General features: G+C 64.6%; 33 protein-coding genes. All 33 read left to right on the top strand.

The features are described 5' to 3' along the window. Positions 1-41 precede the first annotated feature (41 nt). The 33 genes from rpoC (at position 42) to rplQ (ending at position 22592) form a co-directional block, all read left to right on the top strand. Positions 42-4250 (top strand): DNA-directed RNA polymerase subunit beta', encoded by a 4209-nt coding sequence (gene rpoC, locus DFQ59_RS13205; RefSeq protein WP_114280176.1) that lies wholly within the window; start codon positions 42-44, stop codon positions 4248-4250. A gap of 148 nt (positions 4251-4398) precedes the next feature. Continuing rightward, positions 4399-4773, top strand: a complete 375-nt coding sequence (gene rpsL / locus DFQ59_RS13200; RefSeq protein ID WP_114280175.1) for a 30S ribosomal protein S12 — start codon at positions 4399-4401, stop codon at positions 4771-4773. Between the two features lie 88 nt (positions 4774-4861). Next, positions 4862-5335 carry a 30S ribosomal protein S7 gene (rpsG, locus tag DFQ59_RS13195; protein ID WP_114280174.1) on the top strand — a complete coding sequence of 158 codons (474 nt, stop codon included), beginning with the start codon at positions 4862-4864 and terminating at the stop codon, positions 5333-5335. Positions 5336-5361: 26 nt separating this feature from the next. Further along, positions 5362-7461, top strand: coding sequence for an elongation factor G (gene fusA / locus DFQ59_RS13190; RefSeq protein WP_114280173.1), 2100 nt, complete (start codon positions 5362-5364; stop codon positions 7459-7461). Between the two features lie 90 nt (positions 7462-7551). After that, positions 7552-8742: an elongation factor Tu gene (tuf, locus tag DFQ59_RS13185; RefSeq protein ID WP_114280172.1), complete on the top strand. Its 1191-nt coding sequence runs from the start codon at positions 7552-7554 to the stop codon at positions 8740-8742. Positions 8743-8749: 7 nt separating this feature from the next. After that, positions 8750-9061, top strand: coding sequence for a 30S ribosomal protein S10 (gene rpsJ / locus DFQ59_RS13180; protein WP_114280171.1), 312 nt, complete (start codon positions 8750-8752; stop codon positions 9059-9061). Between the two features lie 149 nt (positions 9062-9210). Further along, complete coding sequence (rplC, locus tag DFQ59_RS13175) at positions 9211-9855, top strand: 50S ribosomal protein L3 (protein WP_114280170.1); 645 nt, start codon at positions 9211-9213, stop codon at positions 9853-9855. A gap of 14 nt (positions 9856-9869) precedes the next feature. Next, positions 9870-10472, top strand: a complete 603-nt coding sequence (rplD, locus tag DFQ59_RS13170; protein WP_114280169.1) for a 50S ribosomal protein L4 — start codon at positions 9870-9872, stop codon at positions 10470-10472. After that, complete coding sequence (gene rplW / locus DFQ59_RS13165) at positions 10469-10765, top strand: 50S ribosomal protein L23 (RefSeq protein ID WP_114280168.1); 297 nt, start codon at positions 10469-10471, stop codon at positions 10763-10765. The genes rplD and rplW overlap by 4 nt, the downstream gene beginning before the upstream one ends. 13 nt (positions 10766-10778) lie before the next feature. Continuing rightward, complete coding sequence (gene rplB / locus DFQ59_RS13160; RefSeq protein ID WP_114280167.1) at positions 10779-11606, top strand: 50S ribosomal protein L2; 828 nt, start codon at positions 10779-10781, stop codon at positions 11604-11606. 17 nt (positions 11607-11623) lie between these two features. Then, positions 11624-11899 carry a 30S ribosomal protein S19 gene (gene rpsS, locus DFQ59_RS13155; protein ID WP_114280166.1) on the top strand — a complete coding sequence of 92 codons (276 nt, stop codon included), beginning with the start codon at positions 11624-11626 and terminating at the stop codon, positions 11897-11899. An 11-nt stretch (positions 11900-11910) separates the two neighbouring features. After that, positions 11911-12243, top strand: coding sequence for a 50S ribosomal protein L22 (gene rplV / locus DFQ59_RS13150; RefSeq protein ID WP_114280165.1), 333 nt, complete (start codon positions 11911-11913; stop codon positions 12241-12243). Positions 12244-12254: 11 nt separating this feature from the next. Further along, positions 12255-12929 (top strand): 30S ribosomal protein S3, encoded by a 675-nt coding sequence (gene rpsC, locus DFQ59_RS13145; protein ID WP_114280164.1) that lies wholly within the window; start codon positions 12255-12257, stop codon positions 12927-12929. An 11-nt stretch (positions 12930-12940) separates the two neighbouring features. After that, the gene (gene rplP, locus DFQ59_RS13140; RefSeq protein WP_114280163.1) at positions 12941-13354 is read left to right on the top strand and encodes a 50S ribosomal protein L16; all 414 of its coding nucleotides are present in this window, start codon (positions 12941-12943) and stop codon (positions 13352-13354) included. Between the two features lie 5 nt (positions 13355-13359). Further along, the gene (rpmC, locus tag DFQ59_RS13135) at positions 13360-13557 is read left to right on the top strand and encodes a 50S ribosomal protein L29 (RefSeq protein ID WP_114280206.1); all 198 of its coding nucleotides are present in this window, start codon (positions 13360-13362) and stop codon (positions 13555-13557) included. Further along, positions 13554-13814: a 30S ribosomal protein S17 gene (rpsQ, locus tag DFQ59_RS13130; protein WP_114280162.1), complete on the top strand. Its 261-nt coding sequence runs from the start codon at positions 13554-13556 to the stop codon at positions 13812-13814. The genes rpmC and rpsQ overlap by 4 nt, the downstream gene beginning before the upstream one ends. Before the next feature lie 137 nt (positions 13815-13951). After that, positions 13952-14320: a 50S ribosomal protein L14 gene (rplN, locus tag DFQ59_RS13125; RefSeq protein ID WP_114280161.1), complete on the top strand. Its 369-nt coding sequence runs from the start codon at positions 13952-13954 to the stop codon at positions 14318-14320. Between the two features lie 14 nt (positions 14321-14334). Next, positions 14335-14652, top strand: coding sequence for a 50S ribosomal protein L24 (rplX, locus tag DFQ59_RS13120; protein ID WP_114280160.1), 318 nt, complete (start codon positions 14335-14337; stop codon positions 14650-14652). 15 nt (positions 14653-14667) lie between these two features. Further along, on the top strand, positions 14668-15207 hold the full coding sequence (gene rplE / locus DFQ59_RS13115; RefSeq protein ID WP_114280205.1) for a 50S ribosomal protein L5: 540 nt from the start codon (positions 14668-14670) through the stop codon (positions 15205-15207). 16 nt (positions 15208-15223) lie between these two features. Continuing rightward, entirely contained in the window at positions 15224-15529 is a 306-nt protein-coding gene (gene rpsN, locus DFQ59_RS13110) for a 30S ribosomal protein S14 (protein ID WP_114280159.1), read from the top strand. A gap of 59 nt (positions 15530-15588) precedes the next feature. Further along, positions 15589-15984 carry a 30S ribosomal protein S8 gene (gene rpsH, locus DFQ59_RS13105; RefSeq protein ID WP_114280158.1) on the top strand — a complete coding sequence of 132 codons (396 nt, stop codon included), beginning with the start codon at positions 15589-15591 and terminating at the stop codon, positions 15982-15984. A 16-nt stretch (positions 15985-16000) separates the two neighbouring features. Beyond that, positions 16001-16534 carry a 50S ribosomal protein L6 gene (gene rplF, locus DFQ59_RS13100; RefSeq protein ID WP_114280157.1) on the top strand — a complete coding sequence of 178 codons (534 nt, stop codon included), beginning with the start codon at positions 16001-16003 and terminating at the stop codon, positions 16532-16534. A gap of 9 nt (positions 16535-16543) precedes the next feature. Then, positions 16544-16897, top strand: coding sequence for a 50S ribosomal protein L18 (rplR, locus tag DFQ59_RS13095; protein WP_114280156.1), 354 nt, complete (start codon positions 16544-16546; stop codon positions 16895-16897). A gap of 11 nt (positions 16898-16908) precedes the next feature. Then, the gene (gene rpsE, locus DFQ59_RS13090) at positions 16909-17415 is read left to right on the top strand and encodes a 30S ribosomal protein S5 (protein ID WP_114280155.1); all 507 of its coding nucleotides are present in this window, start codon (positions 16909-16911) and stop codon (positions 17413-17415) included. 5 nt (positions 17416-17420) lie between these two features. Continuing rightward, positions 17421-17606, top strand: a complete 186-nt coding sequence (gene rpmD, locus DFQ59_RS13085) for a 50S ribosomal protein L30 (RefSeq protein WP_114280204.1) — start codon at positions 17421-17423, stop codon at positions 17604-17606. A 2-nt stretch (positions 17607-17608) separates the two neighbouring features. Then, on the top strand, positions 17609-18046 hold the full coding sequence (gene rplO / locus DFQ59_RS13080; protein WP_114280154.1) for a 50S ribosomal protein L15: 438 nt from the start codon (positions 17609-17611) through the stop codon (positions 18044-18046). Further along, positions 18047-19384 carry a preprotein translocase subunit SecY gene (gene secY, locus DFQ59_RS13075; RefSeq protein ID WP_114280153.1) on the top strand — a complete coding sequence of 446 codons (1338 nt, stop codon included), beginning with the start codon at positions 18047-18049 and terminating at the stop codon, positions 19382-19384. A 45-nt stretch (positions 19385-19429) separates the two neighbouring features. Then, complete coding sequence (gene rpmJ / locus DFQ59_RS13070) at positions 19430-19543, top strand: 50S ribosomal protein L36 (protein ID WP_114280152.1); 114 nt, start codon at positions 19430-19432, stop codon at positions 19541-19543. A 162-nt stretch (positions 19544-19705) separates the two neighbouring features. Further along, the gene (rpsM, locus tag DFQ59_RS13065) at positions 19706-20062 is read left to right on the top strand and encodes a 30S ribosomal protein S13 (protein ID WP_114280151.1); all 357 of its coding nucleotides are present in this window, start codon (positions 19706-19708) and stop codon (positions 20060-20062) included. A 28-nt stretch (positions 20063-20090) separates the two neighbouring features. Then, entirely contained in the window at positions 20091-20480 is a 390-nt protein-coding gene (gene rpsK / locus DFQ59_RS13060; protein WP_114280150.1) for a 30S ribosomal protein S11, read from the top strand. Positions 20481-20495: 15 nt separating this feature from the next. Beyond that, positions 20496-21116, top strand: coding sequence for a 30S ribosomal protein S4 (gene rpsD, locus DFQ59_RS13055; protein WP_114280149.1), 621 nt, complete (start codon positions 20496-20498; stop codon positions 21114-21116). Positions 21117-21135: 19 nt separating this feature from the next. Continuing rightward, positions 21136-22143 carry a DNA-directed RNA polymerase subunit alpha gene (locus DFQ59_RS13050; RefSeq protein WP_114280148.1) on the top strand — a complete coding sequence of 336 codons (1008 nt, stop codon included), beginning with the start codon at positions 21136-21138 and terminating at the stop codon, positions 22141-22143. A 65-nt stretch (positions 22144-22208) separates the two neighbouring features. Continuing rightward, entirely contained in the window at positions 22209-22592 is a 384-nt protein-coding gene (gene rplQ, locus DFQ59_RS13045) for a 50S ribosomal protein L17 (protein ID WP_114280147.1), read from the top strand. The last annotated feature ends 43 nt before the right edge of the window (positions 22593-22635 follow it).

Here is a 22635-nt window from a genome sequence, read left to right as displayed (position 1 = left end):
AGCCGGGGACACCCGGCTGATCGCTGTCGACGGGAGACACGATGAAAGACATACTGAATCTCTTCAAGCAGCAGGGCACGGTCGAGGAGTTCGACGCCATCCGCATCGGCCTGGCTTCGCCTGAGATGATCCGTTCCTGGTCCTATGGCGAGGTCAAGAAGCCCGAGACCATCAACTACCGTACCTTCAAGCCGGAGCGCGACGGCCTGTTCTGCGCCAAGATCTTCGGCCCGGTGAAGGACTACGAGTGCCTGTGCGGCAAGTACAAGCGCCTCAAGCACCGTGGCGTCATCTGCGAGAAGTGCGGCGTCGAGGTGACGCTGTCCAAGGTGCGCCGCGAGCGCATGGGCCACATCGAGCTGGCCAGCCCCACGGCCCACATCTGGTTCCTCAAGTCGCTGCCCTCGCGCATCGGCCTGCTGCTGGACATGACCCTGCGGGACATCGAGCGGGTGCTCTACTTCGAGTCCTTCGTGGTCATCGAGCCGGGCATGACCCAGCTCGAGCGCGGCCAGCTGCTCACCGACGAGGCCTACCTCGACGCCATCGAGGAGTACGGCGACGAGTTCGACGCCCGCATGGGCGCCGAGGCGGTGCAGGCCCTGCTGCGCACCCTGGACCTGCAGGACGAGGCCACCAAGCTGCGCGAGGAGCTGGCGACCACCGGTTCCGACACCAAGTTCAAGAAGCTGTCCAAGCGGCTGAAGATCATCGAGGCCTTCCTGGACTCCGGCAACAAGCCCGAGTGGATGATCCTCACCGTGCTGCCGGTGCTGCCCCCGGACCTGCGTCCGCTGGTGCCCCTCGACGGCGGCCGTTTCGCCACCTCGGACCTCAACGATCTCTACCGCCGGGTCATCAACCGCAACAACCGCCTCAAGCGGCTGCTGGACCTCAACGCGCCTGACATCATCGTGCGCAACGAGAAGCGCATGCTGCAGGAGGCGGTGGACGCGCTGCTGGACAACGGCCGCCGCGGCCGCGCCATCACCGGCTCCAACCGCCGTCCGCTGAAGTCCCTGGCCGACATGATCAAGGGCAAGCAGGGCCGCTTCCGCCAGAACCTGCTGGGCAAGCGCGTGGACTACTCCGGCCGCTCGGTGATCGTGGTGGGTCCGACGCTGCGCCTGCACCAGTGCGGTCTGCCCAAGAAGATGGCGCTGGAGCTGTTCAAGCCGTTCATCTTCAGCAAGCTGGAGCTGCGCGGGCTCGCCACCACCATCAAGGCGGCCAAGAAGATGGTGGAGCGCGAAGGGCCGGAGGTATGGGACATCCTCGAGGAGGTGATCCGCGAGCATCCCGTGCTGCTCAACCGCGCCCCCACGCTGCACCGCCTCGGCATCCAGGCCTTCGAGCCGGTGCTCATCGAGGGCAAGGCGATCCAGCTGCACCCGCTGGTCTGCGCCGCCTACAACGCCGACTTCGACGGCGACCAGATGGCGGTGCACGTGCCGCTGACGGTGGAGGCGCAGCTCGAGTCCCGGGCGCTGATGATGTCCACCAACAACATCCTCTCGCCCGCCAACGGCGAACCCATCATCGTCCCCTCCCAGGACGTGGTGCTGGGCCTGTACTACATCACCCGCGACCGGGTGAACGCCCGTGGCGAGGGCATGGCCTTCGCCGACGTCGCCGAGGTGCACCGCGCCTACGAGACCGGCGCCGCGGAGCTCCACGCCCGCATCAGCGTGCGCCTGCACGATGTCGTGCTCGACCGGGACGGCAACCGCGAGGAGCGCTACCGCCGGATGGAGACCACCGTCGGTCGCGCGCTGCTGTCGCGGGTCCTGCCCGAGGGACTGCCCTTCGAGCTGGTGAACCAGGTGCTGAACAAGAAGGCCATCTCGCGCCTCATCAACGCCTGCTACCGCATGGTGGGCCTGAAGGCCACGGTCATCTTCGCCGACCAGCTGATGTACACCGGCTTCTACTACGCCACCCGTTCCGGCACCTCCATCGGCATCGAGGATCTCGTGATCCCCGAGCAGAAGGCCACCATCATCGGTGCCGCCGAGGAGGAGGTGAAGGAGATCGAGCGCCAGTACAAGTCGGGTCTCGTGACCAACGGCGAGCGCTACAACAAGGTGGTGGACATCTGGTCGCGCACCAACGACCAGGTGGCCAAGGCGATGATGGATCACCTGGGTACCGATCTCGTCACCGATCGCGAAGGCAACCAGGTCCGCCAGCAGTCGTTCAACTCCATCTTCATGATGGCCGACTCCGGCGCCCGTGGCTCCGCCGCCCAGATCCGCCAGCTGGCGGGCATGCGCGGCCTGATGGCCAAGCCCGACGGTTCCATCATCGAGACCCCCATCACGGCGAACTTCCGTGAGGGTCTCAACGTGCTGCAGTACTTCATCTCCACCCACGGCGCCCGCAAGGGTCTGGCCGATACGGCGCTGAAGACCGCCAACTCGGGCTACCTGACCCGGCGCCTCGTCGACGTGGCCCAGGACATGGTGGTCACCGATCTCGACTGCGGCACCAGCCAGGGCCTGATCATGGCCCCGCACATCGAGGGTGGCGACGTGGTCGAGCCGCTCTCCGAGCGCGTGCTCGGCCGGGTCACGGTGGAGGAGCTCCTCGTGCCGGGCACCGACGAGGTGCTGGCCCCCGTGGGCACCCTGCTCGACGAGCACTGGGTCGAGGTGCTGGATCAGCACAGCATCGACAAGGTGAAGGTGCGCTCGCCCATCACCTGCGAGAGCCGCTACGGCATCTGCGCCGCCTGCTACGGGCGCGACCTGGCGCGCGGTCACCGGGTGAACATCGGTGAATCGGTGGGCGTCATCGCCGCGCAGTCCATCGGCGAGCCCGGCACCCAGCTCACCATGCGTACCTTCCATATCGGCGGTGCGGCGAGCCGGGCCACCGCGGCCAACAGCGTGCAGGTCAAGTCCAAGGGCACCGTGCGGCTGCACAACATCAAGACCGTGCGCCGCGCCAACGGCAACCTGGTGGCGGTCTCCCGCTCCGGCGAGCTGGCGGTGCTGGACGAGCACGGCCGCGAGCGTGAGCGCTACAAGGTTCCCTACGGCGCCGAGCTCAGCGTCAACGACGCCGAGGAGGTGACTGCGGGGCAGGTGGTGGCCAACTGGGATCCCCATACCCACCCCGTCATCACCGAGGTGGCCGGCCGGATCCAGTTCAGCGACTTCATCCACGGTCTGACCGTCGCCCAGCAGACCGACGAGGTCACCGGCCTGTCCAGCCTGGTGGTGACCGAGCCCAGCCAGCGCGGCTCCAGCGGCAAGGATCTGCGCCCGATGGTCAAGCTGCTCGACGAGAGCGGCAGCGACCTGTGCCTGGCGGGGACCGAGATCCCGGCCCAGTACTTCCTGCCGGCCGGCGCCATCGTGAACCTGACCGACGGGGCCGAGGTGCAGGTGGGCGACGTCATCGCGCGTATCCCGCAGGAGTCCTCCAAGACCCGCGACATCACCGGCGGTCTGCCGCGGGTGGCCGACCTGTTCGAGGCGCGCAAGCCGAAGGACCCGGCCATCCTGGCGGAGATCTCCGGCACCATCGGCTTCGGCAAGGAGACCAAGGGCAAGCGGCGGCTGGTCATCACCCCGGTCGAGGGCGAGCCCTACGAGGAGCTGATTCCGAAGTGGCGCAACCTCAACGTGTTCGAGGGCGAGCACGTGGAGCGGGGCGAAGTGATCTCCGACGGTCCGGCCAACCCCCACGACATCCTGCGTCTGCTCGGTGTCGAGGAGCTGGCGCGCTACATCGTCAACGAGGTGCAGGACGTCTACCGCCTGCAGGGCGTGAAGATCAACGACAAGCACATCGAGGTCATCGTCCGCCAGATGCTGCGCAAGGTGGAGGTCTCCGATCCGGGTGACACCAAGTTCCTGCGCGGTGAGCAGCTGGAGCGTGCCCGGGTGCTGGACGAGAACGAGATCGTGCTGGCCGAAGGCAAGCTGCCGGCCACCTGCGATCCGGTTCTGCTGGGCATCACCAAGGCCTCTCTGGCCACCGAGTCGTTCATCTCCGCGGCCTCCTTCCAGGAGACCACCCGGGTGCTGACCGAGGCGGCGGTGCAGGGCAAGCGCGATGACCTGCGTGGCCTGAAGGAGAACGTCATCGTCGGCCGGCTCATCCCGGCGGGCACCGGACAGGCGTACCACCAGGAGCGCCGGCGCCGGCGCGATTCGGCCCGGACCATGGAGGAAATTCCGGTGGTGACGGCCAGCGATGTGGAACAGGCCCTGAGCGAGGCGCTGAATTCGCCGGAGCCGTGAGCAGAACGACACTGGGTGGGCGGAAGGGCCCCGAGGGGCTTGGACTTGACACCATGATGGTGCATGTCTAGAATTCCGCTTCTTATTTGACAGGCCGGGATCCGTGCCGGCCTGTCGTTTTTATTTTGTAGGTTGGAGTTGGTCGAACATGGCGACAATCAACCAGTTGGTCCGCAAGCCGCGGGCCCGGAAGGTGGAAAAGAGCAACGTGCCGGCCCTGGAGGCCTGCCCCCAGAAGCGTGGCGTGTGCACCCGCGTGTACACCACCACCCCGAAAAAGCCGAACTCGGCGCTGCGCAAGGTCGCCCGCGTGCGGCTGACCAACGGCTACGAGGTCACCAGCTATATCGGCGGTGAGGGGCACAATCTTCAGGAGCACTCGGTGGTGCTCATCCGTGGCGGTCGTGTAAAGGACCTCCCGGGTGTGCGTTACCACGTCGTGCGCGGTTCCCTGGACGCCTCCGGCGTCAACGACCGTCGCCAGGCGCGTTCGAAGTACGGCGCCAAGCGACCCAAGAAGTGACGTCCTGAGGGTTATGGTCCGCAGGCCCCGCCCGGTTGCTGCCGTCGGCGGGGTTTGCGGTTGAGCGTATTCAGTAAAGGTAGACACCATGCCGAGAAGAAGAGTTGCTGGTCAGCGGGCCATCCTGCCGGACCCCAAGTACGGAAATGAGGTGCTCGCGAAGTTCGTGAACATCCTCATGCTGGATGGCAAGAAGTCCACTGCCGAGAAGATCGTCTACGGTGCCCTCGACACCATGAGCGAGCGTCTCAAGGGCGCGGATCCCCTCGAGCTCTTCAACAAGGCGCTGGACAACATCCGTCCGGTGGTGGAGGTGAAGTCCCGCCGTGTCGGCGGCGCCACCTACCAGGTGCCGGTGGAAGTCCGGGCCGTGCGCCGGACCACCCTGGCCATGCGCTGGCTGGTTGATTCCGCCCGCAAGCGCGGCGAGAAGTCCATGACCCTGCGCCTGGCCGGCGAGTTGATGGATGCCGCCGAAGGTCGCGGCTCCGCGGTGAAGAAGCGCGAGGACACGCACCGCATGGCCGAGGCCAACAAGGCGTTCTCGCACTACCGCTGGTAGACAACAGTCTTTCAAAGGATAGAGTCGTGGCACGTAAAACCCCCATCGAGCGCTACCGCAATCTCGGCATCATGGCCCACATCGATGCCGGCAAGACCACCACCACCGAGCGCATCCTGTTCTACACTGGTGTGTCGCACAAGATCGGTGAGGTGCACGACGGTGCCGCCACCATGGACTGGATGGAGCAGGAGCGTGAGCGCGGCATCACCATCACCTCCGCCGCCACCACCTGTTTCTGGTCCGGCATGGACCGGCAGTACCCGGAACACCGCATCAACATCATCGACACCCCCGGCCACGTGGACTTCACCATCGAGGTGGAGCGTTCCCTGCGCGTGCTCGATGGTGCCTGCGCGGTGTTCTGCGCGGTGGGTGGCGTTGAGCCCCAGTCCGAGACGGTCTGGCGCCAGGCCAACAAGTACAAGGTTCCGCGGCTTGCCTTCGTCAACAAGATGGATCGCGCCGGCGCCAACTTCCTGCGCGTGGTCAAGCAGATGAAGGAGCGCCTCGGCGCCAACCCCGTGCCGCTGCAGATTCCCATCGGCGCCGAGGACAACTTCCAGGGCGTGGTGGACCTCATCAAGATGAAGGCCATCTACTGGAACGAGGAAGACCGCGGCATGACCTACGAGGAGCGGGACATCCCCTCCGACCTGGTCGACCTGTGCCAGGAGTGGCGCGAGAAGATGGTGGAAGCCGCGGGCGAGGCCTCCGAGGAGCTGATGGAGAAGTACCTCGAGGAGGGCGACCTCAACGCCGCCGAAATCCGCAAGGGCCTGCGCATCCGCACCCTGGCCAACGAGATCGTGCCCGCCATGTGCGGTTCCGCGTTCAAGAACAAGGGCGTGCAGGCGATGCTCGACGCCGTGGTCGAGCTGATGCCCTCGCCGGTGGACGTGCCCGACATCCGCGGCGTGCTGGACGATGCCGCGGAGACCGAGGCGGTGCGCAAGTCCTCCGACGAGGAGCCCTTCGCGGCGCTGGCGTTCAAGATTGCCACCGACCCGTTCGTGGGCACCCTGACCTTCTTCCGCGTCTACTCCGGCGTCCTCAACTCGGGTGACACGCTCTACAACCCGGTCAAGGGCAAGAAGGAGCGCATCGGCCGCATCCTGCAGATGCACTCCAACTCCCGCGAGGAGATCAAGGAAGTGCGCGCGGGCGATATCGCCGCCGCCGTGGGCCTGAAGGATGTCACCACCGGCGAAACCCTGTGTGATCTCAACAACATCATCACCCTGGAGCGGATGGAGTTCCCGGAGCCGGTGATCTCCGTGGCCGTGGAGCCCAAGACCAAGGCCGACCAGGAGAAGATGGGCATCGCCCTGTCCAAGCTGGCCCAGGAGGATCCCTCCTTCCGCGTCCATACCGACGAGGAGTCCGGCCAGACCATCATTTCCGGCATGGGCGAGCTGCACCTGGAAATCATCGTCGACCGCATGAAGCGCGAGTTCAAGGTCGAGGCCAACGTCGGCGCGCCGCAGGTGGCCTACCGCGAGACCATCCGCAAGGCGGTGGAGCAGGAAGGCAAGTTCGTGCGCCAGTCGGGCGGCCGCGGCCAGTTCGGCCACGTGTGGCTCAAGATCGAGCCGCAGGAGCCGGGCGTGGGCTACGAGTTCGTCAACGCCATCGTCGGTGGCGTGGTGCCGAAGGAGTACATTCCCGCGGTCGACAAGGGCATCCAGGAGCAGATGAAGAACGGTGTCATCGCCGGCTTCCCGGTGGTGGACGTGAAGGTCACCCTGTACGACGGGTCCTACCACGAGGTGGACTCCAACGAGATGGCCTTCAAGATCGCCGGTTCCATGGGCTTCAAGGAGGGTGCGCGCAAGGCCAGTCCGGCGCTGCTCGAGCCCATCATGAAGGTCGAGGTGGTCACCCCCGAGGAGTACATGGGCGACGTGATGGGCGACCTCAACCGCCGTCGCGGCATGGTGCAGGGCATGGACGAGTCGCCCACCGGAAAGATCATCCGCGCGGAAGTGCCGCTGGCCGAGATGTTCGGCTACGCCACTGACCTGCGCTCGGCGACCCAGGGGCGCGCCAGCTACTCCATGGAGTTCGGCAAGTATGCCGAGGCCCCGACCAACATCGCCGAGGCCGTGATCAAGAAGGCGTCCTGATTCCAAACTTGGTGGCCGGCTGCAGCCGGTGTGCGCAACCGAAAACCGGCGGCCGCCGCCGGTCAACAAAGCTGATAGAGGTAGTTAACCGTGTCCAAGGAAAAGTTCGAGCGTAAGAAGCCGCATGTGAACGTGGGAACCATCGGTCACGTGGACCATGGCAAGACGACGCTGACGGCGGCCATCACGAAGGTGATGGGTGAGAAGTTCGGTGGCGAGTTCAAGGCGTTCGATCAGATTGACAATGCCCCCGAGGAGCGCGCCCGCGGCATCACGATTGCCACCGCCCACGTGGAGTACGAGTCCGAGAAGCGCCACTACGCGCACGTGGACTGCCCTGGTCACGCTGACTACGTGAAGAACATGATCACGGGTGCGGCGCAGATGGACGGAGCGATTCTGGTGGTGTCGGCGGCCGACGGCCCGATGCCGCAGACGCGCGAGCACATTCTGCTGTCCCGGCAGGTGGGCGTGCCGTACATCGTGGTGTTCATGAACAAGGCGGACATGGTTGACGACCCGGAGCTGCTGGAGCTGGTGGAGATGGAGGTTCGCGACCTTCTGTCCGGCTACGACTTCCCGGGCGACGACACGCCGATCGTGGTGGGTTCTGCGCTGAAGGCGCTGGAAGGCGACACGAGCGAGATTGGTTCGCAGGCCATCGAGAAGCTGGTGGCGGAGATGGACCGTTACATTCCGGAGCCGGAGCGTCCGATTGACGGTGCGTTCCTGATGCCGATCGAGGACGTGTTCTCGATTTCCGGCCGCGGCACGGTGGTGACGGGTCGAATCGAGCGTGGTGTGGTGAAGGTGGGCGACGAGGTGGCGATTGTCGGCATTCACGACACGACGAAGACCACCTGCACGGGCGTGGAGATGTTCCGCAAGCTGCTGGACCAGGGGCAGGCGGGCGACAACGTCGGTGTGCTGCTGCGCGGCACGAAGCGTGACGAGGTGGAGCGTGGCCAGGTGCTGGCGAAGCCGGGCAGCATCACCCCGCACACGAAGTTCGAGGCCGAGGTGTACGTGCTGAGCAAGGAGGAGGGCGGTCGTCATACGCCGTTCTTCCAGGGTTACCGTCCGCAGTTCTACTTCCGGACCACGGACGTCACCGGTGCCTGTGATCTGCCCGAGGGGGTGGAGATGGTGATGCCGGGTGACAACGTGAAGATGACGGTGAGCCTGATTGCGCCCATCGCCATGGAGGAAGGTCTGCGTTTCGCCATCCGCGAAGGCGGCCGTACCGTCGGCGCCGGCGTGGTCGCCAAGATCATCGAGTAAGAGAAATATGGCCAATCAACGTATTCGCATCCGTCTCAAGGCATTCGATCACCGACTGATCGATCAGTCGGCCCGGGAGATCGTGGAAACCGCACGGCGCACCGGCGCCCAGGTGCGGGGCCCCATCCCCCTGCCGACCAAGAAGGAGCGGTTCACCATCCTGATCTCGCCCCACGTCAACAAGGACGCGCGGGATCAGTATGAGATCCGCACCCACAAGCGGCTGATGGACATCGTGGACCCCACCGAAAAGACGGTGGACGCCCTGATGAAGCTGGATCTCGCCGCGGGTGTGGACGTCCAGCTCAAATTGAATTAATATACCGCGCTTACCCGAACCCGGGGGCGTGTGAACCGGACGCCCGCCGCTGAGCGGCGGGCGTCGGCTTGTTTTTTTCCCGTACCGGGTAACGATTCGGCGTGTCGGTCAATCGAAATCGGCACGGGAACTATAACGAGGTTCAGAAGATGACTATCGGACTTGTTGGTCGCAAGCGCGGCATGACCCGCGTTTTCACCGACGCTGGCGCGTCTGTACCCGTCACCGTCGTAGAAGTGGAGCCCAATCGCGTCACCCAGGTGAAAAACGCCGAGGGTGACGGCTACCGCGCCGTGCAGGTGACCACCGGCACCCGTCGCGCTAGCCGCGTTACCAAGCCCATGGCCGGGCATTTCGCGAAGGCCGGCGTCGAAGCCGGTCGCGGCCTGTGGGAGTTCCGTCTCACCGACGGCGAGGGTGACGGCATCGAGGTGGGTTCCGAGCTGAAGGTTGACCTGTTCGAGGCCGGCCAGATGGTGGATGTCACCGGCACCACCATCGGCAAGGGTTTCGCAGGCGTTATCAAGCGCCACAACTTTTCCTCCCAGGACGCCACTCACGGCAACTCCCTGTCCCATCGCGCGCCGGGTTCCATCGGTCAGAACCAGACCCCGGGACGCGTGTTCAAGGGCAAGAAGATGGCCGGTCAAATGGGCAACGTGCGCCGCACGGCCCAGAACCTCGAGGTGGTGCGTGTCGACAGCGAGCGCAACCTTCTCCTGATCAAGGGTGCGGTGCCCGGTTCCATCGGCAGCGATGTGCTGGTCCGTCCCGCAGTGAAAGCGCGTAGCTGAGAGGGGTCTGAATCATGGAGCTGAATTTGCAGGGTGCCGGCAGCGTCGAGGTTTCAGATGCCGCTTTCGGCCGTGAATTCAACGAATCGCTTGTGCACCAGGTGGTGGTGGCCTATCTGGCCGGGGGCCGTTCCGGCACCCGCGCCCAGAAGACCCGCAGCGAAGTAAGCGGTGGCGGCGCCAAGCCCTGGCGCCAGAAGGGCACCGGCCGCGCACGGTCCGGTTCCAGCCGCAGTCCCATCTGGCGCGGCGGCGGCATCACCTTCGCGGCCCGTCCCCAGGACCACAGCCAGAAGGTCAACAAGAAGATGTATCGCGGCGCCATGCGCAGCATCCTCTCCGAGTTGGCCCGCCAGGAGCGCCTGGTGCTGGTTGAGGACTTCGACGTTGATACGCCGAAGACCAAGATCCTGGTGGAGAAGCTCAAGGGCATGGGGCTCAACGATGTCCTGATCGTCACCGAGACCACGGGCGAGAATCTCTACCTGGCTTCCCGGAACCTCGAGAAGGTGAATGCCTGCTCGGTCAACCGGGCCGACCCGGTGAGTCTCATCGCCCACGAGAAGGTGCTCATGACGGTGGGTGCTGTCCGTCGGTTTGAGGAGATGCTGGGATGAATCAGGAACGCTTGATGAAGGTGCTGCTCGCGCCGCATGTCTCCGAGAAGAGCGCCATGGCCGCCGAGCGCGACCGCCAGTTCGTCTTCCGCGTCGTCAGCGACGCCACCAAGCCCGAAGTCAAGGCGGCGGTGGAGAAGCTCTTCAGCGTCGAGGTCGAGTGCGTTCAGGTGACCAACGTGAAGGGCAAGACCAAGCGCTTTGGTCAGCGCCAGGGCCGCCGTAGCGGCTGGAAGAAGGCTTATGTGTCCCTGAAGCCGGGTTTCGACATCGACTTCGTGGGCAGCGAGTAAAGGGGTTACGGGCATGCCAATTTCAAAGGTAAAGCCGACATCAGCGGGGCGTCGCTTTGTGGTCAAGGTGACGAACCCGGATCTGCACAAGGGCGCGCCTTACGCGCCGCTGCTGGACAAGAAGAGCAAGAACGGTGGCCGCAACAACGCCGGCCGCGTGACTGTTCGTCACCAGGGCGGCGGCCACAAGCAGCGCTACCGCATTATCGATTTCAAGCGCAACAAGGACGGTATCTCCGCCCTGGTCGAGCGCCTGGAATACGATCCGAACCGGTCCGCCAACATCGCGCTGCTGAAATATGCCGATGGCGAGCGTCGCTACATCATCGCTCCGCGCGGCGTGAGCGTCGGCGACGAGGTGATGTCCGGTTCCGAGGCGCCCATCAAGTCCGGCAACTGCCTGCCACTGCGCAACATCCCGGTGGGCTCCACCGTGCATTGCGTGGAGCTGCAGCCTTCGCGGGGCGCCCAGATCGCCCGCAGCGCCGGCGCCGGTGTCCAGTTCGTGGCCCGGGAAGGCGCCTACGCCACCCTGCGCCTGCGTTCCGGCGAGATGCGCAAGGTGCTCATCGACTGCCGCGCCACCATCGGCGAGGTGGGCAACGGCGAGCACAGCCTGCGCTCCCTGGGCAAGGCCGGTGCGGCGCGCTGGCGTGGTGTCCGTCCCACCGTGCGCGGTGTCGCCATGAACCCGGTCGACCATCCGCACGGCGGTGGCGAAGGCCGGACTTCCGGTGGCCGCCATCCGGTCTCCCCCTGGGGCGTGCCCACCAAGGGCCACAAGACGCGCAAGAACAAGCGTACCGACAATCTGATCGTGCGCCGTCGTAACCGCAAGTAAACGAGAGGGCTGGTAACGTGCCACGTTCAATCAAGAAAGGACCGTTCATTGACCTTCCTCTGCTGAAGAAGGTGGAGGAGGCGCGCGCCTCCCAGAGCAAGCGCCCGATCAAGACCTGGTCCCGGCGTTCCATGGTCATTCCGGATATGGTCGGTCTGACCATCGCTGTCCACAACGGCCGTCAGCACGTCCCCGTCTACGTCAATGAGAACATGGTGGGACACAAGCTGGGCGAGTTCGCGGCGACGCGCACCTTCAGGGGGCACGCCGCGGACAAGAAGGCGAAGCGTTAAGGAGATTTGCCATGCAGGCTTTTTCAAAATATCGCTACGCGCGCATCTCCGCCCAGAAGGCCCGCCTTGTGGCCGACCAGATCCGCGGACTGCCCGTGGAAAAGGCGCTCAACGTGCTGACTTTCAGCACCAAGAAGGCTGCCGGTGTCGTGCGCAAGACGCTCGAGTCCGCCATTGCCAACGCGGAACACAACGAGGGCGCAGACGTGGACGAGCTCAAGGTCTCCGCCATCATGGTTGACGAGGGCCCGACACACAAGCGGCTTCACGCCCGTGCCCGCGGCCGTGCCAACCGCATCCTGAAGCGGACCAGCCACATCACCGTGACGGTCTCAGACAAGTAAGCGAGTGCGCCATGGGTCAGAAAGTTAATCCAATCGGTATTCGGGTCGGCATCGTCAAGGACTGGACGTCCAAGTGGTATGCCGACAGCAAGAACTACGCGGACCTGCTCTACACCGATCTCTCGGTGCGGGAGTTCCTGCGCAAGAAGCTCGCGCATGCCTCGGTGAGCCGGATCCAGATCGAGCGTCCCGCACGGAACGCCCGCATCACCGTCCACACCGCCCGCCCCGGTATCGTCATCGGCAAGAAGGGTGAGGACATCGAGCGGCTGCGCCGGGAAGTGGCGGAGAAGATCGGCGTGCCGGTGCACATCAGCATCGAGGAGATCCGCAAGCCCGAGCTCGATGCCCAGCTGGTGGCCGAGAGCGTCGCGCAGCAGCTCGAGCGCCGCGTGATGTTCCGCCGCGCCATGAAGCGCGCGGTCGGCAACGCCATGCGCCTCGGCGCCCAGGGCATCAAGATCAACGTGGGCGGCCGCCTCGGCGGGGCCGAGATCGCCCGCAGCGAGTGGTACCGCGAGGGCCGCGTGCCGCTGCACACCTTCCGTGCCGACATCGACTACGGCTTCGCCGAGGCGAAGACCACCTACGGTGTCATCGGCGTGAAGGTGTGGATCTTCAAGGGTGAGATCCTCGGGGGCGAGGCCGAAGCCGAGGGTGCTGCGCCCAAGGCTGCTGCCAAGTAAGGGGAACTCAGATGCTACAGCCGAAACGTACCAAATACCGCAAGCAGCACAAGGGCCGCAACCGCGGTCTCGCCACCTCGGGCAACCGCGTGAGCTTCGGCGAGTTCGGGCTCAAGGCCGAGGGTCGCGGTCGCCTCACGGCGCGCCAGATCGAGGCTGCCCGTCGTGCCATGACCCGCCACATCAAGCGCGGCGGCAAGATCTGGATCCGGGTCTTCCCGGACAAGCCGATCACCGAGAAGCCGCTCGAAGTGCGCATGGGCTCCGGCAAGGGCAACGTGGAGTACTGGGTGGCCCAGATCCAGCCGGGTAAGGTCCTCTACGAGATGGAGGGCGTATCCGAGGAGATCGCCCGCGAGGCGTTCCGCCTGGCGGCCGCGAAGCTCCCGTTCAAGACCACTTTTGTGACGCGGACGGTGCTGTGATGAAACTGAATGCAAGCGAACTCAAGCAGAAGACGCAAGAAGAACTGCGCCAGGAGCTCACCGAGCTCCTCCGCGAGCAGTTCAACCTGCGTATGCAGAAGGGCACCGGTCAGCTGTCCGCCACGCACCAGCTCAAGGCTGTGCGTCGCAACATCGCCCGGGTAAAGACGGTTCTGCAGCAGAAAGCAGGTGCAGCACAATGAGCGAAGAGAACAAGTCCACCCGCGGCATGATCGGGCGGGTCATCAGCAACAAGGCCGACAAGACCATCACCGTGCTGGTCGAGCGCAAGGTGCAGCATCCCCTCTACGGGAAGTTCATCAAGCGTTCCACCAAGCTGCATGCTCACGACGAGCAGAACCAGTGCGGCGAGGGCGATGTGGTCATGGTCGAGCAGTGTCGTCCGCTCTCCAAGACCAAGTGCTGGCGCCTGGTTCAGGTTATCGAGAAGGCCGGCTGAGCGGTCCATATACCGGCACTACCAGGACCGCTCCAGGGATGCGCCTGGCTCTTGGGTCGGGCGTATTTTCGTGGTAGTATTCGCGGTCTTTGCTCGTGCGGCCCCAGGGGGTCGCAAACTGGGTATCGGAGATAACAATGATCCAGATGCAGTCAATGCTCGACGTGGCGGATAACAGTGGTGCCCGTCGGGTCATGTGTATCAAGGTGCTGGGTGGTTCGCACCGGCGCTACGCCGGCATTGGCGACATCGTCAAGGTTACCGTAAAGGAAGCCATTCCGCGCGGCAAGGTAAAGAAGGGTGACGTGTACAACGCGGTGGTGGTGCGGACCCGCAAGGGCGTGCGCCGTGCCGACGGTTCGGTCATCCGCTTCGATGGCAACGCTGCAGTGCTGCTGAACAACCAGCTCCAGCCCATCGGAACCCGTATCTTCGGGCCCGTGACCCGGGAGCTGCGCAGCGAGCGGTTCATGAAGATTATTTCGCTGGCGCCGGAAGTGCTCTGAGGCAGGAGACAGTCATGCGCAAGATTCGCAAAGGTGACGATGTTGTCGTCCTGGCCGGAAAGGACAAGGGCAAGCGTGGAAAGATCGTCCGCGTGCTGCCCAACGACCGGGTCGTGGTCGAGAACGTGAATATCATCAAGCGTCATACCCGCCCGAACCCCCAGCGGGGCCAGGCCGGCGGCATCGTGGAGAAGGAGGCGTCCGTGCACGTCTCCAACGTGGCGCTTTTCAACCCGGTGAGCGGCAAGGGCGATCGGGTCGGTATCCGGACTCTGGAGGACGGGCGGAAGGTGCGCGTCTACAAGTCCAACGGTGAAGTCGTTGACGTCTAAGTGCAGGTTATGAACATGCCCAGACTGCAGGATTATTACAAGAGCACGGTGGTCCCGAAGCTGCAGGAGCAGTTCAACTACTCCAGCGTGATGGCGATTCCCCGGATCACCAAGATCACCCTCAACATGGGGATGGGTGAGGCGGTCGCCGACAAGAAGGTGCTCGAGAACGCGCTCTCGGACCTCGCGGGCATCACCGGCCAGAAGCCGATCGTCACGAATGCCCGGAAGTCCATCGCCGGATTCAAGATCCGCGAGGGCTGGCCCATCGGCTGCAAGGTGACCCTGCGGCGGGAGCGGATGTACGAGTTCCTGGACCGTCTGCTGGCCATCGCGCTGCCCCGTGTGCGCGACTTCCGCGGTCTGAACCCGAAGTCCTTCGACGGGCGCGGCAACTACAGCATGGGCGTTCGTGAGCAGATCATCTTCCCGGAGATCGACTACGACAAGATCGACGCTCTGCGGGGGCTGGATATCACCATCACCACCACCGCCAAGACCGACGAAGAGGGGCGCGCCCTGCTGGCGGCGTTCAACTTCCCGTTCAAGAGTTAAGGAGAGGCAGGGGTCCATGGCCAAGAAATCCGTGATCAACCGCGAACGCAAGCGCGAGCGCCTGGTCCAGAAGTACGCGGCGAAACGCCAGGAGCTGAAGGCGATCGTCAACAACATCAGCCTGGGCATCGAGGAGCGGATGGAGGCGCAGCAGCAGCTGCAGAAGCTGCCGCGCAATGCTTCCCCCTCCCGGCTGCGCAACCGCTGCCGTCTCACCGGTCGTCCTCACGGTTTCTACCGCAAGTTCGGTCTGGGGCGTAACAAGCTCCGTGAGGCAGCCATGCGCGGTGACGTGCCTGGCCTCGTGAAGGCCAGCTGGTAGGTTTCCCGCGCCGGGGGTGCCGGCGCGCAGGACAGAGTTGCTGAAGCAGGAATCAGACAATGAGCATGCAAGATCCCATCGCGGATATGCTGACCCGTATCCGCAACGGCCAGGCCGCTGCTAAGAAGGAAGTCAGCATGCCTTCCTCCAAGCTCAAGGTGGCAATCGCCGAAGTGCTGAAGGAAGAAGGTTACGTCGCTGACTACAGCGTGGCGGAAGAGGGTGTGAAGGCGGTGCTGACTGTTGCCCTGAAGTACTTCCAGGGCAAGCCCGTCATCGAAAGCCTGCAGCGTGTCAGTCGCCCTGGCCTGCGTATCTACAAGGACGCCGCTCACCTCCCGAAGGTGAACAACGGGCTCGGCGTCGCGATCGTCTCCACCTCCCGGGGCGTGATGACCGATCGTGCCGCTCGCGCCGCCCACCAGGGCGGCGAGATCCTCTGCGTCGTATCGTAACGGGAGGAGCCAGGCAATGTCGCGAGTCGCAAAAAGTCCGGTGGCGGTCCCCAAGGGGGTCGACGTCACCCTGAACGGTCAGAGCATCACGGTCAAGGGTCCCAAGGGCTCCCTGAACTGGGATGTGCATCCCCGCGTGGAAGTGGTGCGGGACGGGGAAGAGCTCAAGTTCTCGCCGCGCAACGGCGGCAAGGACGGTTGGGCCTTCGCCGGCACCACCCGGGCCCTGGTGAACAACATGGTCAAGGGCGTGACCGAGGGTTTCGAGCGCAAGCTGCAGCTGGTGGGCGTGGGCTATCGAGCCCAGGCGCAGGGCAAGACCCTGAACCTCACCCTCGGCTTCTCTCACCCGGTCAGCTATGAGGCGCCCGAAGGTATCACCTTCGAGACCCCGAGCCAGACAGAGATTCTGGTCAAGGGTATCGATCGGCAGGCGGTGGGGCAGGCGGCGGCGAAGATCCGCGCCTTCCGCTCCCCCGAACCGTACAAGGGCAAGGGTGTCCGCTACGCGGATGAGACCATTTCGCTCAAAGAGGCGAAGAAGAAGTAGGACTAGGCTATGGACAAGAAGACATCCCGCAATCGCCGCACCCGCCGCGCCCGCTACAAGATTCGCGAGCTTGGCCAGTACCGCCTGTGCATTCATCGCACGCCGCGGCACATCTATGCCCAGCTCATCGCGCCCAACGGTTCCGAGGTGGTGGCTAACGCCTCGACCCTGGAGAAGGACCTGCGCAACGGCGAGACCTACACCGGCAATGCGGCCTCCGCCGCCGTGGTGGGCCGGCTCATCGCCGAGCGCGCCCGCGCGGCCGGCGTCACCCGGGTCGCTTTCGATCGCTCCGGCTTCAAATACCATGGTCGTGTGAAGGCGCTGGCCGACGCAGCCCGTGAAAACGGCCTCGAGTTCTGAAGGGATAGGCAATGGCAAGTTTCGACTCACAGAAGAACAGTGACGGACTCCAGGAAAAGCTGGTCAACGTCAATCGCGTGGCCAAGGTGGTCAAGGGCGGCCGCATCTTTTCCTTCACCGCGCTGACCGTCGTGGGCGACGGCAATGGCCGCGTCGGCTTCGGTCGCGGCAAGGCCCGTGAAGTGCCTGCCGCCATCCAGAAGGCGATGGAGAACGCGCGCCGGAACATGGTCAGCGTGGAGCTGAAGGGCAACACCCTGCAGTATCCGGTCACTGCCCGCCACGCCGGCTCCAAGGTCTTCATGCAGCCGGCTTCCGAGGGTACCGGCATCATCGCCGGCGGCGCCATGCGCGCCGTGTTCGAGATGCTCGGCGTGCACAACGTGCTGGCCAAGTGCATCGGCTCGACCAATCCGGTGAACGTGGTTCGCGCCACGCTCAAGGCCCTGACCTCCATGTCCTCGCCGGAACAGGTTGCCGCCAAGCGTGGCAAGAGCGTGGACGAGATTCTGGGGTGACCGCCATGACTGACAAGAAAACCCTGCGTGTGACCCTGGTGCGGAGCCTCAGCGGCCGCCTGCCCGACCACAAGGCCTGCGTGGCCGGTCTGGGCCTGCGCCGTCTCCAGCACACCGTCGAAGTGGAGGACACCCCGGCCGTGCGCGGCATGATCAACAAGGTGTCCTACATGCTGAAAGTCGAGGAATGACCATGCGCCTGAACAGCCTCAAGCCCGCACCGGGATCGCGTCCCGAGGGTCGCCGCGTCGGCCGCGGTATCGGTTCCGGTCTGGGCAAGACCGGTGGTCGCGGCCACAAGGGCCAGAAATCCCGCGCCGGCGGCACCGTCAAGCCCGGTTTCGAGGGCGGCCAGATGCCGCTGCAGCGCCGCCTGCCCAAGTTCGGCTTCAAGTCGCGCATCGCAGCGACCCGTGCCGAGGTGCGCCTGGGCGAGCTGAACGGCATTGACGCCGAGGTCATCGACCTGCTGGCGCTGATCAGCGCCGGTGTCGTGCCGCAGCAGACCAAGACTGCGAAGGTGATCCTCTCCGGTGAGCTGGGCAAGGCCGTCACCCTGCGTGGCGTCGCGGTGACCAAGGGTGCCCGTGCCGCCATCGAAGCCGCCGGCGGCAAGGTGGAAGAGGCCTAAGTGTCCATTCCAGGGTCAGCAATCGGCAGCCTGGGACGGCTGTCAGAGCTCAAGCGGCGACTGCTGTTCGTCCTCGGTGCTCTGTTCGTCTACCGGGTCGGTGCGCACATTCCCGTGCCTGGGATCGATCCGGTGGCGCTCGCCACCCTGTTCGATCAGCAGCGCGGAACCATCCTGGACATGTTCAACATGTTCTCGGGCGGTGCGCTCAAGCGCTTGACGATCTTCGCCCTGGGGGTGATGCCCTACATCTCCGCCTCCATCATCATGCAGCTCCTGACGGTGGTTTCGCCGACGCTCGAGCAGCTGAAGAAGGAGGGCGAATCCGGGCGGCGGAAGATTACCCAGTACACCCGCTACGGCACCGTGATCCTGGCCACCTTCCAGGCGCTGGGCATCTCCATCGCGCTGGAGAGCCAGAGCGCGGGCGGCCTGCCGGTGGTGATCGATCCGGGCTTCGCGTTCCGCTTCACGGCGGTCATCACGCTGGTCACGGGCACCATGTTCCTCATGTGGCTGGGTGAGCAGATCACCGAGCGCGGAATCGGCAACGGCATCTCGCTCATCATCTTCGCGGGCATCGTCGCCGGTCTGCCGGCGGCCATCGGCGGCACCGTTGAGCTGTCGCGCACGGGCGAGCTGCACATCATCACCCTGTTCGTCCTGTTCGCCCTGGCGATGGGCGTGACCGGCTTCGTGGTGTTCATGGAGCGGGGCCAACGCCGGATCACGGTGAACTACGCGAAGCGCCAGATGGGGCGGAAGATGTATGCCGGGCAGACCAGCCACCTGCCCCTGAAGGTGAACATGGCCGGCGTGATTCCGCCCATCTTCGCCTCCAGCATCATCCTGTTCCCGGCGACCATCGCGGGCTGGTTCGGCAGTGCGGAGGGCATGGGCTGGCTGCGTGACCTGTCCAACACCATGTCACCGGGGCAGCCGCTGTACGTGATGTCCTATGCCGCGGCCATCATTTTCTTCTGCTTCTTCTATACCGCGCTGGTCTTCAATCCCAAGGAGACGGCCGACAACCTGAAGAAGTCCGGTGCCTTCATCCCGGGTATCCGGCCCGGCGAGCAGACCGCGCGCTACATCGATGGGGTGATGACCCGGCTGACCCTGGCGGGCGCCGTCTACATCACCGCCGTGTCGCTGCTGCCGGAGTTCCTGATCCTGTACTGGAACGTTCCGTTCTACTTCGGCGGCACGTCCCTGCTGATCATCGTGGTGGTGATCATGGACTTCATGGCCCAGGTGCAGGCGCACCTGATGTCGCACCAGTACGACTCGCTGATGAAAAAGGCCAATCTCAAGGGCCGTGGCGGGTTGTTGCGCTGAGAGACGGCCTGGCATCTGTAGCGCGTTAGCATTCTGGAGTCTGAAATGAAAGTACAAGCTTCGGTAAAGAAAATCTGCCGGCACTGCAAGATTATCCGCCGCAAGGGTACGGTTCGCGTCATCTGCAAGGACGCGAAGCACAAGCAGCGCCAGGGCTGAACAAGTCGCCGGTCGCCGTCAGGCGAACGGCAGAGGGTGGCAGCCGGCCGTGGGTCCGAAACGCGGACGCCGCGGCCGGTGCTTGATTTTATGGTGATCTGACGGTATCATTTCGCGCTTTTCGCAAGTAGCGTTCAGGCGTCAGTACTAGGAGTGGTTTGAATGGCCCGTATAGCAGGCGTCAACATCCCGGTTAAGAAACACGCTTGGGTGGCCCTCACCGCCATCTACGGCGTCGGTGACACGCGTGCCCGCAAGATCTGCGCGGACGTGGGTATCAAGCCGGATGTGAAGATCCAGGAGCTCACCGAACAGGAACTCGATGCCATCCGCAACGAGGTCGCCAAGTATGTGGTTGAAGGAGACCTGCGCCGCGAGATCTCCATGAACATCAAGCGTCTCATGGACCTCGGCTGCTATCGGGGGCTGCGTCACCGCCGCGGTCTGCCGCTGCGCGGTCAGCGGACCAAGACCAACGCCCGCACCCGCAAGGGCCCGCGCAAGCCCATCAAGCGCTAACAGCAAAGGCACTCCCAGGAATACCGGCATGGCAACGAAGACGACACGTACCCGGAAGAAAGTAAAGAAGACGGTTGTTGACGGTGTGGCGCATGTCCACGCCTCCTTCAACAACACGATCGTGACCATTACCGATCGTCAGGGCAATACCCTGTCCTGGGCGACCGCGGGCGGCTCCGGCTTCCGCGGCTCGCGCAAGAGCACCCCGTTCGCCGCCCAGGTGGCCGCGGAGCGTGCCGGCACGAAGGCCCTGGAATACGGGCTGAAGAATCTCGAGGTGATGGTCAAGGGCCCGGGTCCGGGTCGCGACTCCGCGGTCCGCGCGCTCAATGCCGCCGGCTACAAGATCACCAATATCACGGACGTTACGCCGATTCCCCACAACGGCTGCCGTCCCCCCAAGAAGCGTCGCGTCTAAGGTAGGAGTCTCAAAGTGGCGAGATATCTTGGTCCCAAATGCAAGCTGAGTCGGCGTGAAGGCGCTGACCTGTCCCTCAAGTCCGGCGTTCGCGCGCTCGAAACCAAGTGCAAGCTGGAGCAGGTCCCCGGCCAGCACGGTCAGCGTCGCGCCCGTCTGAGCGACTACGCCGGCCAGCTGCGCGAAAAGCAGAAGCTGCGCCGCATCTACGGCGTCCTCGAGCGGCAGTTCCGCCGCTACTACCAGGAGGCCGATCGGCGCAAGGGTTCCACGGGTGAGAACCTGCTGCAGATCCTGGAGTGCCGGCTGGACAACGTGGTCTATCGCATGGGCTTCGGCTCCACGCGTTCCGAGGCGCGTCAGCTGGTGAGCCACAAGGCGATCCTGGTCAACGGCAAGACCGTGAACATTCCCTCCTATCAGGTCAAGCCCGAGGACGTGGTGACCGTGCGCGAAGCCGCCCGCAAGCAGCTGCGCATCCAGGCCGCGCTCGAGCTCGCCCAGCAGCGCGGCATCCCGGGCTGGATCGAGGTGGACGCCGGCAAGATGGAAGGCGTCTTCAAGTCGGTCCCGGATCGGAGCGACCTGCCTTCCGACATCAACGAGTCGCTGGTGGTCGAGCTCTACTCCAAGTAACGCCGGAGGGTTTCTTTAGATGCAGGGTTCAGCAACTGAATTTCTCAAGCCGCGCCTGGTGCATGTGCAGCACGCTTCGCCTACACATGCAAAGGTGACGCTCGAACCGCTCGAACGCGGTTTCGGGCATACGCTCGGCAATGCGCTGCGCCGCATTCTTCTCTCCTCCATGCCCGGCTGCGCCGTGACCGAGGTGGAGATTGACGGTGTGCTGCACGAGTACTCCACCATCGAGGGCGTGCAGGAGGATGTCATCGACATCCTGTTGAACCTCAAGGGCCTGGCGATCAAGATGCACAATCGCGACCAGGCGACCCTGACCCTGAAGAAGAAGGGGCCCGGGCCGGTCACGGCCAGCGACATCACCCTGGATCACGACGTCGAAATCGTGAACCCGGACCATGTGCTCGCCCATCTCACCAAGTCCGGCGAGCTGAGCATGAGCCTGAAGGTGGAGCGCGGACGCGGCTACCAGCCGGTCGCCGCCCGTGAAGAGGTGGAAGGCGAGGACCGTCCCATCGGCCGCCTGCAGCTGGATGCCTCCTTCAGCCCCGTCTCCCGGATCGCCTACACCGTCGAGAGCGCCCGCGTCGAGCAGCGCACCAACCTCGACAAGCTGGTGATCGATATCGAGACCAACGGCACCATCGAGGCTGACGAGGCGATCCGCCGCGCGGCCAGCATTCTCCGCGACCAGCTCTCCACCTTCGTGGAACTGGAAGGGGACGAGCTCGCCGAGGATACGCGCAAGGAGAAGGGGATGGAGTTCGATCCCATCCTGCTGCGTCCCGTCGACGATCTCGAGCTGACCGTGCGCTCCGCCAACTGCCTGAAGGCCGAGAACATCTACTATATCGGCGATCTGATCCAGCGCACCGAGGTGGAGTTGCTGAAGACGCCGAACCTGGGCAAGAAGTCCCTGACCGAGATCAAGGACGTTCTGGCCACCCGCGGGCTGTCCCTGGGCATGCGCCTGGAGAACTGGCCTCCGCCCGGGCTGAGGGACAAGGACAAGACCTCCGCCTGAGGCACGACGGCACACCACGGGCCTTCGGGCCGCGTAGGATAACTACTCTATAAAGGTAATTCGTCATGCGTCATCGTAAGAGTGGACGGCAGCTGAACCGCAACAGCAGCCACCGGACCGCCATGTTCCGCAACATGGCCAGCTCGCTGTTCGAGCACGAGATCATCAAGACCACCCTGCCGAAGGCCAAGGAGCTGCGCCGCGTGGCGGAGCCGCTCATCACCCTGGCCAAGAACGACAGCGTGGCGAACCGCCGCCTGGCCTTCGCCCGCCTGCGCGACAACGACGCGGTCACCAAGCTCTTCGGCGAGCTGGGTCCCCGCTACCAGGCGCGCCCCGGCGGCTACCTGCGCATCCTCAAGTGCGGCTTCCGCGCCGGCGATGCCGCCCCCATGGCCTACGTGGAGCTGGTTGATCGTCCCGTGGCCGAGGCGGAGTCCGAGGACTGAGGCACAGGCGGTGGAAGGCATCAAGAAAAAAGCCGGGCTCGCC

This window comes from Thioalbus denitrificans, assembly GCF_003337735.1.
Classification (GTDB): domain Bacteria; phylum Pseudomonadota; class Gammaproteobacteria; order DSM-26407; family DSM-26407; genus Thioalbus; species Thioalbus denitrificans.
This window is presented reverse-complemented; position numbering and strand designations above follow the sequence as displayed.